The organism is Trinickia sp. LjRoot230, assembly GCF_964253315.1.
Taxonomy (GTDB): Bacteria; Pseudomonadota; Gammaproteobacteria; order Burkholderiales; family Burkholderiaceae; genus Trinickia.
Genome location: NZ_CAXUQX020000001.1, coordinates 2,101,006 through 2,115,345, shown reverse-complemented (window position 1 = coordinate 2,115,345; position 14,340 = coordinate 2,101,006). Strand labels below are relative to the sequence as shown.

The following is a 14,340-nucleotide window of genomic DNA, read 5'->3' as shown; positions in this document are numbered from 1 at the left end:
GGTGTTAGAATTTCGCGCATGTTCCGATCCCCGCTCATGACGTTGCCGATCTCCCGTTTTTCGATGATTTGGTGCGCGACCCGACTCGCTGCGGCGGCGCTTTTTGCGTGCCCGTTGGCGGCCGCGGCGCAAGGTTTGCCCGCAGCAGCGTCCGGTGCCGCGCAGACGCGGCAGATGCCGCAAAGCGTGCGTTCCGATGAGGTCGCGGATGATTTCGACGTGCGTCAGAAAGCGCTGAACCAACGCTCGGCCGAGAATAACTACGAATACGGCGTGGCGGCGCACAACTGCTACGCGAAGTTTTTCGTCAACGCGTGCATTGGCCGAGCGCAAAATAAGATGCGTAAGGCGCAGGCGAAGATTCGTGCCGAGCAACTGGCGCTCGATGATGAGAAGCGGGCCGCCCGCGCCCAGCAGCGCGACGAGCGGCAGGCCATCAAGGCGGCGAGCGAGGCGTCGGAGGCCCCCGAGCGGGCGGCTGCCGATGCACGTAACGCCGAATCGTTCGAACAAAAGCAGCGCCAACATGCGCTCGACGAAGCGCGGCGCGGCGCCGAAGCACCACAGCGCGCGGCGAATCAAGCGGCTTACGACAGAAAGCAGGCCGATTTCCAACGCAAGCTCGACGACGCGCGCCGTCAGGCTGCCCAAGATGCGCAAGAGCGGGCCCAGCGCGCTCAGCGGTTCTCCGAGAAGCAGGCGGGCGCCGCGCAGCACAAGGCCGATGTCGAAGCCCGCCAAAAGCAGGCGGCGCAAAAGGCACAGGAAAAGCAACAAGAGCAGCTTCAGCAGGACGAGCAGCAAAAACAGTTGCAAAAGGAGCAGCAAGAAAGCGACTGACGCACCGATTTTTGCTGGACGGTAACCTCAGGCGAATACCGTCACCCAGGCGGGAAAGCGCTTATCGAACCGAGGAGCGACCATGCGCGGCCATGACACGATCGACCCGAACGTTTTGCGCGACCGTATCGTGCAGTTGGAGTCGGAGCATAGCGAGCTCGATCGCATGATCGACCGATTGTCGGACTCGTCGGATATCTCCGATCTCGAGTTGCGGCGCTTGAAAAAGCGCAAGCTCAAGGTCAAAGACAACATCATCTTGCTGCAACTGCAGCTGGAACCGGACAAGCACGCATGAGCGGCGCACAGGCAGGCGCCGGCGCAGCGGGCTGGCGCCGGTCTTTGCTTAGGAACCGCTTGCCGTGAATACATCGCCAGACGCATCCTCCATCGAAGCGCGCGCAGGTCCGCGCGAAACGGGTGCTGCGTTCGCCCTCAGTGCGAAGCACGGTGCCGAGCTCGACGCCATTTTTGCGTCCGGCGGCTTGCTCGCGCGAGCGATCGACGGATACCGGGCGCGCGCGTCGCAAATCGAGATGGCGCGAGCCGTTGCTGCGACGATGGAGGCCTCGGCACGCGGGCTGCCCGAGCCCTCGATGTTCGAACTGCAGCAGCGTCCCGCAAGACGCCTGCGTTCTGCCGATGCGCCGTCGCAGCAGGGCGCGGCGCACGCCCAGCCCCCGGCAGCTGCGCCAGAAGCAAGCGACGGCGGCGAAAATACGCTCATCGTCGAGGCCGGCACCGGCACGGGCAAGACCTATGCGTATCTCGTCCCGGCAATGCTATGGGGCGGGAAAGTCATTATCTCGACCGGCACCAAGCACCTCCAGGATCAGCTCTTTCAGCGCGATATCCCCACGGTGCGCGATGCGCTCGCGGTGCCCGTCAGCGTGGCGATGCTCAAGGGCCGTGCGAATTATCTTTGCCATTACTACCTGCAACGGACGGCGGACAACGGGCGGTTGCCGTCCCGGCAGGATTCGGCTTATCTGCAAGACATCGTGCGATTCGCGAAGCTGACGCGCACGGGCGACAAAGCGGAACTCGCGAGTGTGCCGGAAACGGCGCCCGTCTGGTCAATGGTGACGTCGACGCGCGAGAACTGCCTCGGTCAGGAGTGTCCGCACTACAAGGACTGCTTTGTGATGCACGCGCGTCGCGAAGCGCAGCAGGCCGACATCGTCGTCGTCAATCACCATCTCTTTTTCGCCGATATCATGCTGCGCGATACAGGGATGGCCGAGTTGTTGCCGACAGCCAATACGATTGTGTTCGACGAGGCGCATCAGTTGCCGGAAACGGCGACGCTCTTTTTTGGCGAAACGCTTTCGACGACGCAACTGCTCGAATTGGCGCGCGACGCAGTAGCGGAAGGGTTGGGAAATGCGCGCGAGGCGGTGGAGTGGGTCAAGCTCGGCGCCGGGCTCGAGCGCGCGGCGCGCGATATCCGGCTCGTATTCCGTGAAGATTCGTTGCGCTTATCGGCTGCGCAGCTTGCCGATGACCATCCGCTTTTTCCTGCACTCGATGCGCTCGAGGCCGCACTGGATCTGCTTGCGAGTGCGCTCGCGGGCCAGGCCGAACGTGCGGAATCGTTGGCTGCCTGTTTGCGGCGTGCACGCGAGCTTCAAGATCAGCTCGCCCGCTGGACGGCGGCGCCCGCCCACCCGGAGCCCACAGCGAGCGATGCGGCCGCAACGGCTGCCGCAGCAACGGCTGCCGCAGCGTTGACCGATGCAAACGAGCGCATTCGCTGGATCGAGGTTTTCTCGCATACCGTGCAACTGCATGAAACGCCGTTGTCGGTCGCGCCGATTTTTGCGAAGCAGCGCGCGGGGGTGCCGCGGGCATGGATCTTCACGTCGGCGACGCTTTCCGTGCGCGGCGATTTCACGCACTATGCCGCGCAGATGGGCCTTGATGCGCGCCGTTCGATGGCGCTGCCAAGCCCGTTCGACTACGCGATGCAGGGGCTTCTTTACGTGCCGCGCAACTTGCCGCAGCCGTCGTCGCCGGCCTTTACCGATGCGGTCTTCGACGCGGCACTGCCGGCAATCGAAGCCGCGGGTGGCGGCGTCTTCGTGTTGTGCACGACGTTACGCGCGGTCGAGCGCATCGCGACGAAGCTACGCGATGTAATCGAAGCGCGCGGCTGGCAGATGCCGTTACTCACGCAAGGCGATGCGAGCCGCACCGAGTTGCTCGACCGGTTTCGCGCTTATGGCAATGCGATCCTCGTGGGCAGCCAGAGTTTTTGGGAGGGCGTCGACGTCCGGGGCGATGCGCTTTCACTCGTCGTCATCGATAAGCTGCCGTTCGCGCCGCCCGACGACCCGGTGCTGTCAGCCCGACTCGACGTGCTGGCGAAAAAAGGCTTGAGTCCTTTCGCGGTGCATCAGGTGCCGCAGGCTGTCATTGCATTGAAACAAGGGGCGGGGCGGCTGATTCGCGCCGAGACGGACCGCGGCGTGCTGATGATTTGCGATACGCGTCTGGTCGATAAGCCGTATGGTCGCCGTATCTGGCAAAGCTTGCCGCCGTTCAAACGCACGCGCGAAATCGAGGTGGTGCGCGAATTTTTTGCGAGCGAGCGGGAAGACGGGACGGGCGCCGCGCAAACGGTCTAGCCTGTCCGACTCCGACTGACGAACTCGGGGGGGCAGCCCTACAGGCAAAGAAAAACCCGGCTGCAAATCTCGCGGAACCGGGTTTTTTTTGACGCTGATCGTGGTCGACTCAGAATTGCCACCACGACTTGCGAGCACCCGGGCGCGGATGGCCGGTAACGTAGGGGCTGTCCGGGAACGTTGCGGCAAGCACGCGCCGGGCGTCGTCGGCAAGCTTCTGCTCGTTGAGCTTGGTGTACGACAGTATCATCAAGTGCAGCGCATCTTCGATGGCCGGCGCGTTCTTGTATTCCTTGATCGCGCGTTGCGCCCGATTGATCGAAGCCACGTAGGCCCCGCGCCGATAGTAATAATCGGCCGCATGCACCTCGTATGAGGCGAGGGCGTTCACGATATAACGCATACGGGCCGCGGCGTCCGGCGCGTATTTGCTGTTCGGGTATTTATCGACGACTACCTTGAACGCGTCATACGACTCCCGCAGCGATTTAGGATCGCGCTCGCTCATATCCTGGCCGGAGAATCGTCCGAACAGGCCGAGGTCGTCGTTGAAGTGGATCATCCCCTTCAAGTAGTAGGCGTAGGCGATATCGGGATGGTCCGGATGCAGCTTGATGAAACGGTCGATGGCCTGGTCGGCCGCGGCCGGTTCGCTGTCTTTCCAGTTGCAGTAGGCCACGTTGATCTGCGCTTGCTGCGCAAAGTGGCCGAACGGGTCGCGTCCTTGCAGTGCCTCAAAGTATTTCGCGCATTTGCCCCAGTCTCCACCGGAGAGGGCGTCCTGAGCCTCCGAGTATAATTTGCTGTTCGGCCAGGTTACTGTCTCATCGGTCTTTTGCGGCAGGCCGTGACAGCCCGTCACGATCAACGCGGCAGCCGCCAGCGACAGGCTCGCCGCCACGGGGCGGGCAGCGCATCTGGCTGCGCGCCGAAGTGCGGACGCGGCCGCGCGAAAGGCCGATCGCATCACGGTATTCCAGGCTTGCCGCATTTCTCCATGCTTCTTAGCTTTCAGTCTCACTCGATGACCCTGTTTTGATGACCCGCAAAAGTCCTTCAAGCGCCGTTCCCAGCCCCAAAGATCGAAGCGCCGATTATAGCCGAACCAATACGCGCGCCGATGCGTCAGCAAGCCTTGAATGCATCGGCGAAGCAAGCGCTGCCATGCCCGTCGGAGAAGCGGGCGTCCGTACCTCGCTCGATCCGCAGGCTGCGCGCAGCGCCCGCGCGCCGGCGGAACTCGCGGGTGAACGGCTCGACAAGGTGCTCGCCAAGCTCTTTCCGGAGTTCTCGCGCAGCCGCTTGCAAAGCTGGGTGGAGGCAGGGCGCGTGCGCGTCAACGGCATGCCGTCGAAGGTGCGTCAGGCGGTGCCGCTCGATGCGCACATCGAACTCGTCCCGGATCTGCTGCCCGAGCAACTGGCGTTTACGCCCGAACCGGTGCCGCTCGACGTCGTCTATGAAGATGCGGCACTCGTCGTCATCAACAAGCCGGCTGGCCTCGTCGTGCATCCGGCAGCCGGCAATTGGAGCGGTACGATTCTCAACGGCTTGCTTTATCGCTATGGCGAAGCGGCAGCCGGGTTGCCGCGAGCGGGCATCGTCCATCGGCTCGACAAGGACACCTCGGGGCTCATGGTGGTGGCGCGCACGCTCGAAGCGCAGACGGATCTCGTGCGCCAACTGCAGGCGCGTACGGTCAAGCGGCGCTACGTCGCGCTCGTCTGGGGCGCCACGCCCGCTGATGGCACGATCGACGCGCCGCTCGGGCGCGATCCGCGCGAGCGCATGCGCATGGCGGTCGTGGCCGGCGCCTCGGGCAAACCGGCTCGGACGCACTTTCGCACGGTCGACGAAACGCTCTGGCAGCGGCAGCCGATTTCGGCGATTCACTGCGATCTGGAGACCGGGCGGACGCACCAGATTCGCGTGCATTGCGCGCATATCGGACACCCGCTGCTTGGCGATCCGTTATACGGTGGGCTGCGCGGCAGGCGCTCAAGTATCCCGTTGCCGGGCGGCTTTGCGCGCCAGGCGTTGCACGCGTGGCGCCTCGGCCTGGTTCACCCCGAGTCTGGGCGCTCGATGCGCTGGCGGGCCGACCTGCCCGACGATATGGCAGAACTGGCCGCGGCGCTGGGCTTCGGCGCCGCGTCCGGGCTGCACGAGGACGACGAGGCCGCGCTCGAGGACACGTTCGAGGGACTGGAGGCTGGAGACGAGGCCGAAGACGAGGCCGGCTATGACGCCGATGACGATCTCGAGTGAAACAACGTCCGGCACGGCTTGCGGCAACGCTGACTATCGCGAATCAGAAAGGAAACCTGGCCAATGAATCATCGTGACCTGACGCTGGCCGATTGCCTGCAGCCGTCGTGGCGGGTCTCCCCGCGTGTGCGCGCGCTCGTCACGACGCGTGCGGGCGGCGTCAGCCTGCCGCCTTACGGCCGCTTTGGCGACGGCACCGAATTGCCCGGCGGGCTGAACCTGGGCCCGCATACCGGGGACGACGCCAGTCGGGTTGAACAGAACCGTGCGCGTGTCGCAGCGCTGACGGCCGCCCACGCAGCATGGCTCGAGCAAATTCACGGCGACACGATTGTGGACGCCGAGCAGGCGCTTGCTTGCGACGCTGTACCGCAAGCTGACGCGAGCGTCACGTCGGCGCCGGGTGTTGCTTGCGTCGTGATGGTCGCCGATTGCCTGCCGGTTTTGCTGTGCGATCCGGCCGGCCGCGCGGTCGGCGCGGCCCATGCGGGCTGGCGGGGGTTGGCGGCTGGCATCGTGGAAAAGGCGGCGTTGCGGGTGGCGGCCGCGGCCGGCGTGCCCGCTCATTCGCTGCATGCCTATCTGGGCCCGGCGATCGGTCCGCGTGCGTTCGAAGTCGGCCCGGAAGTACGCGAGACGTTTCTCGGACAGGCCGATGGACCCAAGGAGCGCGAGCGGACCGCGTCCGCGTTCGTTGCTAGCGCGGCAACGCCGGGCAAATACTTCGCCGATCTTTATGCGCTGGCTCGGTTACGACTGGGCCGCCACGAGATTACGCAGGTGACGGGCGGCCAGGCTTGCACGTTCACCGAGCGCGAACGCTTCTACTCGTATCGCCGCGATGGCGTAACGGGCCGGATGGCGGCTTTGATCTGGCTCGCGGGCTGAGAGCCGGGGCGCCATGCACCGCACAAGAACGTACCGCTCAGACGTTGCGGCCAGTCGGCGCGCCGGGCCGCGCGCGCCACGCCCCCGGTGTGGCGGATCAAGCCGGCTAAGGGCGCAAGCGGGCGTGCGCCATCCGATCGACATCGGGAAAACGATAATAAAAAAGCTATCGCGGTGCGGCAAAATCGGTTCAAGCATTGACATGTTTTGCGCCCGGGAGCAAGAATGGCCGCTCTCAAGGGTGAGCGCATGAAAGTCATGAGGGTTCGCCCGAGTGCGCTCGACACCCGCCTTTTAACCAGTCTTCCGAGACTTACCGGTAACAAGCGGGTATGACTGCATCAAAACGTCCATCGACTTCCTCTCAAACCGATCGTTCCTCGAGCAACGAGCAGCAAGCCAGTATGGGCATCCCCGACGCCCGTCAGATGTTCGATGCCTGGACGCAGGCCTGGCGAGCGTTCGCCGAACAGATGCCGGGCCTGCCGACAGGCGCGTCGGCGGCCGCTGCGCCATTTCCGTTTCCATTCGCGATGTCGGCGATGCCTTCGATGCCCCCAATGCCAGGCGAGTCCGATGGTGCGCAAGCGGCGGCACAGGCGTTTCAATCGCTGAAGATGCCGATTGCATCGGTGCCACCGGCCCGCTTGCAGCAGTTGCAGGCCGACTACTCGCGTGAATGCATGGAACTCGTCAAGCAGTTTGGCGCGGCAGGTACGGCCGCCCCCGAGTTGCCTGACCGGCGCTTTTCGTCAGACGCCTGGACATCTGCCCCTGCCTTCGGGTACATGGCGGCGTGGTATCTGCTCAACACGCGCTACCTGCAGGAATTGGCCGATGCGCTGGACACCGACGCCAAGACCCGCGAGCGCATTCGCTTCTCCGTCCAGCAGTGGGCGGCGGCCACCTCTCCCAGCAACTTCCTCGCGCTGAACCCGGAGGCGCAAAAGGCGCTGCTCGAGAGCCACGGTGAAAGCCTGCGCCAGGGCGTGCTCAATATGCTTGCCGACATGCGGCGCGGCAAAATCTCGCAGAGCGACGAATCTGGCTTCGTGGTCGGCAAGAATATCGCAACGACCGAAGGCGCCGTCATCTTCGAAAACGAGCTGATGCAGCTCATTCAGTACAAGCCGCAAACGGCAACCGTATTCGAACGGCCGCTATTGATGGTGCCGCCTTGCATCAACAAGTACTACATTCTCGACTTGCAGCCGCAGAGCTCGCTCGTGGCGCATGCACTGGCGTGCGGGCACCAGGTCTACATGATCTCCTGGCGCAATCCGGACGCTTCGCTCGCGGCCAAGACGTGGGACGACTACACGAGCGATGGCGTGCTTGCCGCCATCGAGGTCGTCAAGGCCGTGAGCGGGCGAGAGCAGATCAACACGTTCGGCTTTTGCATCGGCGGCACGATGATCGCGACGGCGCTTTCGGTGCTGGCCGCGCGCGGCGAGCACCCGGCGGCGTCCATGACGCTGCTGACTGCGATGCTCGACTTCACCGATACCGGCGTGCTCGATGTGTTTGTCGACGAAGCGCACGTGCGCATGCGAGAGCAGACGATCGGTGGCGCGAACGGCACGGCGCCGGGGCTCATGCAGGGGGTTGAATTCGCCAACGCATTCTCGTTTTTGCGGCCGAACGATCTTGTGTGGAACTATGTCGTCGATAATTATCTAAAGGGCCGCACCCCCGCGCCGTTCGACCTGCTCTATTGGAACAGCGATTCGACCAATCTGCCCGGGCCGATGTACGTCTGGTATCTGCGGAACACGTATCTGGAAAACCGCTTGCGCGAGCCGGGCGCGCTCACCGTGTGCGGCGAGTCAGTCGACCTCTCGCGCATCGATGTGCCGACCTTCATCTATGGCTCGCGCGACGACCACATCGTGCCATGGCGCACGGCGTATGCCTCCGCGCCGTTGTTGACGGGGCCGCAGCGCTTCGTGCTCGGTGCATCGGGCCATATCGCGGGCGTGATCAACCCGCCGGCAAAGGGCAAACGCAGTTATTGGTCGCATGAAGGCAGCGAGAAGGCGCTGCCGGAAGACCCGGACGCATGGCTGGCGGACGCTGTCGAGAAACCCGGTAGCTGGTGGCCCGATTGGATCTCCTGGCTTGATCAATACGGCGGCAAAAAGGTGAAGCCTCGCGCGCAGCTCGGTTCGGCCGAATATCCGATCATCGAGCCGGCGCCGGGACGTTATGTGCAGCAGCGCGACTAACCGCGTGCGAAACGATTTTTAACTGTACGAGTTGTGGCTGAGTGTGGCCGCATCGCGCAGAGCTCAGAGGAGTGACAAATGACAGACGTAGTGATCGTATCGGCCGCCCGCACCGCGGTCGGCAAATTTGGCGGCTCGCTGGCCAAAATCGCGGCGCCCGAGCTCGGCGCGGCGGTGATTCGCGCAGTACTCGAGCGCGCGGGCGTCAAGCCCGAGCAGGTCAGCGAGGTAATCATGGGACAGGTGCTCACGGCCGCTTCGGGCCAGAACCCCGCGCGTCAATCGCTGATCAAGGCCGGGTTGCCCTCGGCTGTCCCGGGCATGACGATCAACAAGGTTTGCGGTTCGGGCCTCAAGGCAGTCATGCTGGCCGCCAATGCGGTGATCGCGGGCGACGCGGACATCGTCGTCGCAGGCGGTCAGGAAAACATGAGCGCTGCACCGCATGTGCTGCCGGGCTCGCGCGACGGCTTTCGGATGGGCGACGCCAAACTCGTGGATTCCATGATCGTCGACGGCCTCTGGGACGTGTATAACCAGTACCACATGGGTATCACTGCGGAGAACGTCGCGAAGGAATACAGCATTACGCGGGAGGAGCAGGACAAGTTCGCGGCATTGTCGCAAAACAAGGCTGAGGCTGCGCAAAAGGCCGGGCGTTTTGACGACGAAATCGTCCCGATCGAGATTCCGCAGAGAAAGGGTGAGCCGCTGCGCTTTGCGACCGACGAATTCGTGCGGCACGGGATCACGGCGGAGTCGCTCGCAGGCCTCAAGCCGGCTTTCTCGAAAGAAGGCACGGTGACGGCGGCCAACGCGTCGGGCCTCAACGATGGCGCCGCGGCCGTACTCGTCATGTCGGCGAAGAAGGCGGAAGCGCTTGGACTGACGCCGCTTGCGCGCATCAAGGCGTATGCGAATGCGGGCGTCGATCCAAAAGTGATGGGCATGGGGCCTGTGCCGGCGTCGAGCCGCTGTCTGGAGCGTGCTGGCTGGTCGGTAGGCGACTTGGATCTGATGGAGATCAACGAGGCGTTCGCGGCGCAGGCGCTTGCGGTTCACAAGCAAATGGGCTGGGACACGTCGAAGATCAACGTGAACGGCGGGGCGATTGCGATTGGCCATCCGATCGGCGCCTCCGGGTGCCGTATTCTCGTCACGCTGTTGCACGAGATGCAAAAGCGCGATGCCAAGCGCGGGCTCGCGTCGTTGTGTATCGGCGGCGGCATGGGAGTGGCACTGGCGCTCGAGCGCATTTGACGCCAGGTGGAGCGCAGCGAGGGCCGTCCGTGAGCCGTCTGGTTTGCGGCAAGCAAAAAGGGGGCGTCGGCAAGACGCCCTCTGAAAACGAAAATGGAGCGTGATTCATGAGTCAACGTGTTGCATACGTAACGGGCGGAATGGGCGGCATCGGTACCGCTATTTGCCAGCGCCTCTTCAAGCAGGGCTTTCGCGTGGTTGCCGGTTGCGGGCCAAATTCGCCGCGCCGCACGACTTGGCTCGAGCAGCAAAATGCGATGGGGTACGATTTCGTCGCATCCGAGGGCAACGTTGGCGATTGGGAGTCGACCAAAACGGCGTTCGACAAGGTCAAGGCCGAGGTCGGTGAAGTCGATGTGCTCGTCAACAATGCCGGTATCACGCGCGACGTCGTGTTTCGCAAGATGACGCACGAAGACTGGACCGCCGTCATCGATACGAATCTCACGAGCCTTTTCAACGTCACGAAGCAGGTCATCGACGGCATGGTCGAGCGAGGCTTCGGACGCGTCATCAATATTTCGTCGGTCAACGGTCAGAAGGGGCAATTCGGCCAGACCAACTATTCGACGGCGAAGGCAGGCATTCACGGCTTCACGATGGCGCTTGCGCAAGAAGTGGCGACCAAGGGTGTGACAGTCAATACCGTCTCCCCGGGTTATATCGGTACGGACATGGTCAAGTCGATTCGTGCCGACGTACTCGAGAAAATCATCGCCACGATTCCGGTGCGCCGGCTCGGCGCGCCGGAGGAGATCGCATCGATCGTTGCATGGCTCGCATCGGACGAGTCCGGGTTCTCGACGGGGGCGGATTTCTCGTTGAACGGCGGTTTGCATATGGGCTGATCCGCGTGCGACTCGCCTCGCAGCATGAGTTGGTGTGCGAGGCGGCCGCACCCGCATCAGGGCGTTTCGGTTTCGGGGAGCCCGTGGGCCGTGCAGCACAGCAACGAGCGGACTCACGGGCGCCATCACAGCGCTGCGTTGGCGTTCATAAGAGAAGGCGTTACATGTCGACTACAAAGAAAACAGCCGAACGATTCATCAAAAAATATCCGAACCGTCGGCTCTATGACACGGAGACGAGCACGTACATCACGTTGGCCGACGTGAAGCAACTCGTGCTCAATCAAGAGGAATTCAAGGTCATCGATGCGAAGAGCAATGAAGACCTGACACGCAGTATCCTGCTTCAAATCATTCTCGAAGAGGAAAGCGGCGGCGTGCCGATGTTTTCGTCGTCGATGCTTTCGCAGATCATCCGTTTTTACGGCCATGCGATGCAAGGGATGATGGGCACGTATCTCGAGAAGAATATTCAGGCGTTCATCGATATTCAGAACAAGCTTACCGAGCAATCGAAGAATCTCTACGAAGGTAACGCGCTCAACCCCGAGGTCTGGTCGCAGTTCATGAACATGCAAGCGCCGATGATGCAAGGCATGATGACGAGCTATATCGAGCAATCGAAGAACATGTTCGTGCAATTGCAAGAGCAAATGCAAAATCAGGCGAAGAGCATGTTCGGCACGTTCCCGTTCAACAAGCCGCCGACGGGATCGGAGCCGGAGAAGAAGTAATCGACGCGATCGGCACCAGCGTTTGCATCGCAGGCCGCAAGCGGCGTCAGCGCAGGTGCTCGATCAGCGCTCGTGCGACCTGCTCGGGCGCTTCTCGCGGCGGGAAATGCCCTACTCCGTCGAGCACGAGGCGGCGATAGCCCGCCGAGAAGTGCTTTTCCTGGCCCTGCGAAAGCTCGGGTTCGTCGCATTGGTCGGCGCCCCCCTGGATCATCAGTGTCGGCACATCGATGACATCGATTGTGCGCAGGGTGATGCGCGATCGGTCGTAATCGGGGTCGCTCAGCGTGTCTGCGCACCAGCGTGTGCGATAGCCATTGAGCGTGACTTCGGCCCAGTCGGGGTTGTCGAATGCGCGAGCCGTCGCCTCGAATTCGTCGTCGTCGTACCAGCCCGGCGGCGACCACGTTTCCCATTGAATCCGCGCGAATCCTTTTGGATCTCGCCGGACCGCGGCCGGGCCGTCGTCGAGGGTCATAAACCACTGATACCAAAAACGTCGCGCTTGCTCGAAGTTTGTCGGTAGGATGAATGCGCCATGGGGCTGGAACGCGAGCGCGAGTGCCGAGATGCGCCTCACGCGCTCGGGGAAGAGGGCGGCCAGCGTATAGGCCGCGCGAGCGCCCCAGTCGTGGCCGACAACGTCGAAGTGTTCGAGGCCGATCGCTGCGGCGAGGTCCGCGGCATCGTGCGCCAGCGCAACGCCGGTGCCGTCGCGCATGATGTCGTCGCGCACGAAGCGTGTTGCGCCGAATCCTCGTAAGTCGGGGACGATGGTTCGAAATCCGGCTGCGTTCAAGCGCGCAGCGACGCTTGCCCAGGCCCGCGCCGAATCGGGCCAGCCGTGCAGCAACAGTACCGGTTGGCCAGCGGGCGGGCCCGAATCGGAATAGGCGATATCGAGCTTTGCTGTGCGAGCGTGGCGAAGCGAAGCTTGCATCGCGGTTCTCCTGGTTTGGGAAAGACGACGATAGGTTAGCGCACCGAAGGCGGATTAACAGACATGCCGGGCCGTAACGGCCGCTGCTCGGTCTACCGACGCAGGCAACGAGCCTCTCGATAGGCCAACGCGGCAATTCTTACAAATTCATTTCAAATATTCTCGCGCATGGTGTATCGTGCTGGCCGGGCCGATTCCTTAGACGATTCTGCTCGGAAACATGGTCCTTAACTCGAAAGGGAGCAGAAACCAGTATGCCGATTCCAGCCTATATGTGGCTCAAAGACGATGGCGGAGCAGATATCAAGGGTTCCGTAACGGTACAGGGGCGTGACGGAAGCATCGAGGTGATTGGCTTTAGTCACGGGCTGAATCTTCCCGTCGATAGTAGCTCCGGGAAAATTACCGGTACCCGCTTGCACTCTCCGATGAGCATCGAAAAGGAATTCGATGCTGCCAGCCCCTACCTGTACAAGGCGGTCGCCAAAGGGCAGACGCTCGAATCCGCGGAACTAAGGTGGTACAGAATTAACGACGCAGGGCAAGAGCAGGTCTACTTCATCATGCTGCTGGAAGGCGTGAAAATCACGGGTATCAATCCCGGAATGGCTAACACGAAGTTGGCAGAAATGTCGGCGCTCAACCATATTGAGTCCGTTTCGATGATGTATGAGCGCATCACGTGGCATTACACGGACGGCAATATCAAGTTCACCGATGCGTGGAGCGAACGCTAATTATCGGGAGAGACGTCGATGGCTTTGCAGGGAAAATTTGTTGTAAACAACGCACCTCTGTCTCCATTGTCTATTTTTGGAGTAGGCACATTCATGGCTTTCTCCGGCGATGGTGTTTATCGCAATCGAGGTGGATGTACGGCTGTGAAGGACAAGGGGCCTCTACCCGCCGGGAAGTATTGGGTAGTTGACCGGCCCACCGGTGGCATTCGCTCGGAGGCGCAAACTTGGGTTAAAGACGCATGGAACACCATCTTTTTGGACGCACCGTCCAATCATTCGGAATGGTTTGCTCTGTATCGTGATGATGCCAAGATTGACGATCGCACATGGATAAATGGAGTAGAGCGCGGCAATTTCCGGCTGCATCCGATCGGCGGCGGTGGATCCTCGTTTGGATGTATCACACTGCAAAGTCGTTCTCAATTTCAGACTCTCCGGCAAGCATTGCGACATACAACCACTATTCCTGCGGGTAATTCAGCGCTAAGCGCATATGGATGGATTGAGGTCATTGCATATGGAAACACTTGTTCGTAGGGTTTTCAAAACACTTTTATTTTGTGGATTGTTTTTCCTGGCGGGGAGGTATGTTCACACTTATCCGATTCCAATGACGATGGAGCAGCAACATCAGTTAATCGTGATATCTGAAGCATTCGGAGTGCGCGATTATGAGATGTTCTATATTGGCTCGATGGCATCTATAGATCTCGTCGTCGCTATCGCTGCTTATGCTTTGCTTATAAAACTCTGGCGATTTTTCAAGGTGAAACATAAAACAGATTAGCAGGCCACTGAAAAACTATTTGGGGAGGGACCGGAAACCATGACCTTTCAATACAGCCCCCAAGCCGCTCGTGAGACTCAAGTAAGCGGTGAGTGACCCATCCGGTGCTTCTTTGCAACGGCCGGCGCAACGTGCTGGACATCACACCGCCCCGCGCCGCCTCGCATCTCCATCTGTCAGGTA

At 61.8% G+C, this 14,340-nt stretch carries 14 protein-coding genes; 12 read left to right on the top strand and 2 right to left on the bottom strand.

Features of this window, described 5'->3' with window-relative positions; all coding sequences use genetic code 11:
• Positions 1-18: 18 nt before the first annotated feature.
• The 3 genes from ACSQ20_RS09865 (at position 19) to ACSQ20_RS09855 (ending at position 3,467) form a co-directional block, all read left to right on the top strand.
• Complete coding sequence (locus ACSQ20_RS09865; RefSeq protein WP_436019392.1) at positions 19-840, top strand: colicin transporter; 822 nt, start codon at positions 19-21, stop codon at positions 838-840.
• Between the two features lie 82 nt (positions 841-922).
• Positions 923-1,138 (top strand): DUF465 domain-containing protein, encoded by a 216-nt coding sequence (locus ACSQ20_RS09860; protein WP_436019390.1) that lies wholly within the window; start codon positions 923-925, stop codon positions 1,136-1,138.
• A 64-nt stretch (positions 1,139-1,202) separates the two neighbouring features.
• Positions 1,203-3,467: an ATP-dependent DNA helicase gene (locus ACSQ20_RS09855; RefSeq protein ID WP_436019388.1), complete on the top strand. Its 2,265-nt coding sequence runs from the start codon at positions 1,203-1,205 to the stop codon at positions 3,465-3,467.
• A 109-nt stretch (positions 3,468-3,576) separates the two neighbouring features.
• Here ACSQ20_RS09855 and ACSQ20_RS09850 read toward each other — a convergent pair whose 3' ends face one another.
• On the bottom strand, positions 3,577-4,434 hold the full coding sequence (locus ACSQ20_RS09850) for an outer membrane protein assembly factor BamD (RefSeq protein ID WP_436023020.1): 858 nt from the start codon (positions 4,432-4,434) through the stop codon (positions 3,577-3,579).
• Positions 4,435-4,505: 71 nt separating this feature from the next.
• Between ACSQ20_RS09850 and ACSQ20_RS09845 the strand changes: the two genes are divergently transcribed.
• The 6 genes from ACSQ20_RS09845 to phaR all read left to right on the top strand — a co-directional run bounded on the left by ACSQ20_RS09845 (position 4,506) and on the right by phaR (position 11,690).
• Positions 4,506-5,735, top strand: coding sequence for an RluA family pseudouridine synthase (locus ACSQ20_RS09845; protein WP_436019386.1), 1,230 nt, complete (start codon positions 4,506-4,508; stop codon positions 5,733-5,735).
• Positions 5,736-5,798: 63 nt separating this feature from the next.
• Complete coding sequence (pgeF, locus tag ACSQ20_RS09840; protein ID WP_436019384.1) at positions 5,799-6,623, top strand: peptidoglycan editing factor PgeF; 825 nt, start codon at positions 5,799-5,801, stop codon at positions 6,621-6,623.
• Between the two features lie 473 nt (positions 6,624-7,096).
• A complete protein-coding gene (phaC, locus tag ACSQ20_RS09835; RefSeq protein WP_436023018.1) occupies positions 7,097-8,848 on the top strand; it encodes a class I poly(R)-hydroxyalkanoic acid synthase in 1,752 nt (583 codons plus the stop codon).
• A gap of 78 nt (positions 8,849-8,926) precedes the next feature.
• On the top strand, positions 8,927-10,108 hold the full coding sequence (locus ACSQ20_RS09830; protein WP_436019382.1) for an acetyl-CoA C-acetyltransferase: 1,182 nt from the start codon (positions 8,927-8,929) through the stop codon (positions 10,106-10,108).
• Between the two features lie 107 nt (positions 10,109-10,215).
• Complete coding sequence (locus tag ACSQ20_RS09825; RefSeq protein ID WP_436019380.1) at positions 10,216-10,956, top strand: 3-ketoacyl-ACP reductase; 741 nt, start codon at positions 10,216-10,218, stop codon at positions 10,954-10,956.
• 164 nt (positions 10,957-11,120) lie between these two features.
• Positions 11,121-11,690 (top strand): polyhydroxyalkanoate synthesis repressor PhaR, encoded by a 570-nt coding sequence (gene phaR / locus ACSQ20_RS09820; protein WP_436019378.1) that lies wholly within the window; start codon positions 11,121-11,123, stop codon positions 11,688-11,690.
• Between the two features lie 46 nt (positions 11,691-11,736).
• Here phaR and ACSQ20_RS09815 read toward each other — a convergent pair whose 3' ends face one another.
• The gene (locus tag ACSQ20_RS09815; protein ID WP_436019376.1) at positions 11,737-12,630 is read right to left on the bottom strand and encodes an alpha/beta fold hydrolase; all 894 of its coding nucleotides are present in this window, start codon (positions 12,628-12,630) and stop codon (positions 11,737-11,739) included.
• 254 nt (positions 12,631-12,884) lie between these two features.
• Between ACSQ20_RS09815 and ACSQ20_RS09810 the strand changes: the two genes are divergently transcribed.
• Genes ACSQ20_RS09810 through ACSQ20_RS09800 form a run of 3 tightly spaced genes read left to right on the top strand, consistent with a single transcriptional unit; the run spans position 12,885 to position 14,157 of the window.
• Positions 12,885-13,367, top strand: a complete 483-nt coding sequence (locus ACSQ20_RS09810) for an Hcp family type VI secretion system effector (RefSeq protein WP_436019374.1) — start codon at positions 12,885-12,887, stop codon at positions 13,365-13,367.
• An 18-nt stretch (positions 13,368-13,385) separates the two neighbouring features.
• Positions 13,386-13,907, top strand: coding sequence for a DUF2778 domain-containing protein (locus ACSQ20_RS09805; protein ID WP_436019372.1), 522 nt, complete (start codon positions 13,386-13,388; stop codon positions 13,905-13,907).
• On the top strand, positions 13,888-14,157 hold the full coding sequence (locus ACSQ20_RS09800) for a hypothetical protein (protein WP_436019370.1): 270 nt from the start codon (positions 13,888-13,890) through the stop codon (positions 14,155-14,157). Before ACSQ20_RS09805 ends, ACSQ20_RS09800 begins: the two co-directional genes overlap by 20 nt.
• Positions 14,158-14,340: the final 183 nt, after the last annotated feature.

Coding starts and splice junctions, on each gene's coding strand:
- ACSQ20_RS09865 (WP_436019392.1), top strand. CDS start 19: ATGTTCCGATCCCCGCTCATGACGTTGCCGATCTCCCGTTTTTCGATG.
- ACSQ20_RS09860 (WP_436019390.1), top strand. CDS start 923: ATGCGCGGCCATGACACGATCGACCCGAACGTTTTGCGCGACCGTATC.
- ACSQ20_RS09850 (WP_436023020.1), bottom strand. CDS start 4,434: ATGCGATCGGCCTTTCGCGCGGCCGCGTCCGCACTTCGGCGCGCAGCC.
- ACSQ20_RS09845 (WP_436019386.1), top strand. CDS start 4,506: ATGACCCGCAAAAGTCCTTCAAGCGCCGTTCCCAGCCCCAAAGATCGA.
- pgeF (WP_436019384.1), top strand. CDS start 5,799: ATGAATCATCGTGACCTGACGCTGGCCGATTGCCTGCAGCCGTCGTGG.
- phaC (WP_436023018.1), top strand. CDS start 7,097: ATGCCGGGCCTGCCGACAGGCGCGTCGGCGGCCGCTGCGCCATTTCCG.
- ACSQ20_RS09830 (WP_436019382.1), top strand. CDS start 8,927: ATGACAGACGTAGTGATCGTATCGGCCGCCCGCACCGCGGTCGGCAAA.
- ACSQ20_RS09825 (WP_436019380.1), top strand. CDS start 10,216: ATGAGTCAACGTGTTGCATACGTAACGGGCGGAATGGGCGGCATCGGT.
- phaR (WP_436019378.1), top strand. CDS start 11,121: ATGTCGACTACAAAGAAAACAGCCGAACGATTCATCAAAAAATATCCG.
- ACSQ20_RS09815 (WP_436019376.1), bottom strand. CDS start 12,630: ATGCAAGCTTCGCTTCGCCACGCTCGCACAGCAAAGCTCGATATCGCC.
- ACSQ20_RS09810 (WP_436019374.1), top strand. CDS start 12,885: ATGCCGATTCCAGCCTATATGTGGCTCAAAGACGATGGCGGAGCAGAT.
- ACSQ20_RS09805 (WP_436019372.1), top strand. CDS start 13,386: ATGGCTTTGCAGGGAAAATTTGTTGTAAACAACGCACCTCTGTCTCCA.
- ACSQ20_RS09800 (WP_436019370.1), top strand. CDS start 13,888: ATGGAAACACTTGTTCGTAGGGTTTTCAAAACACTTTTATTTTGTGGA.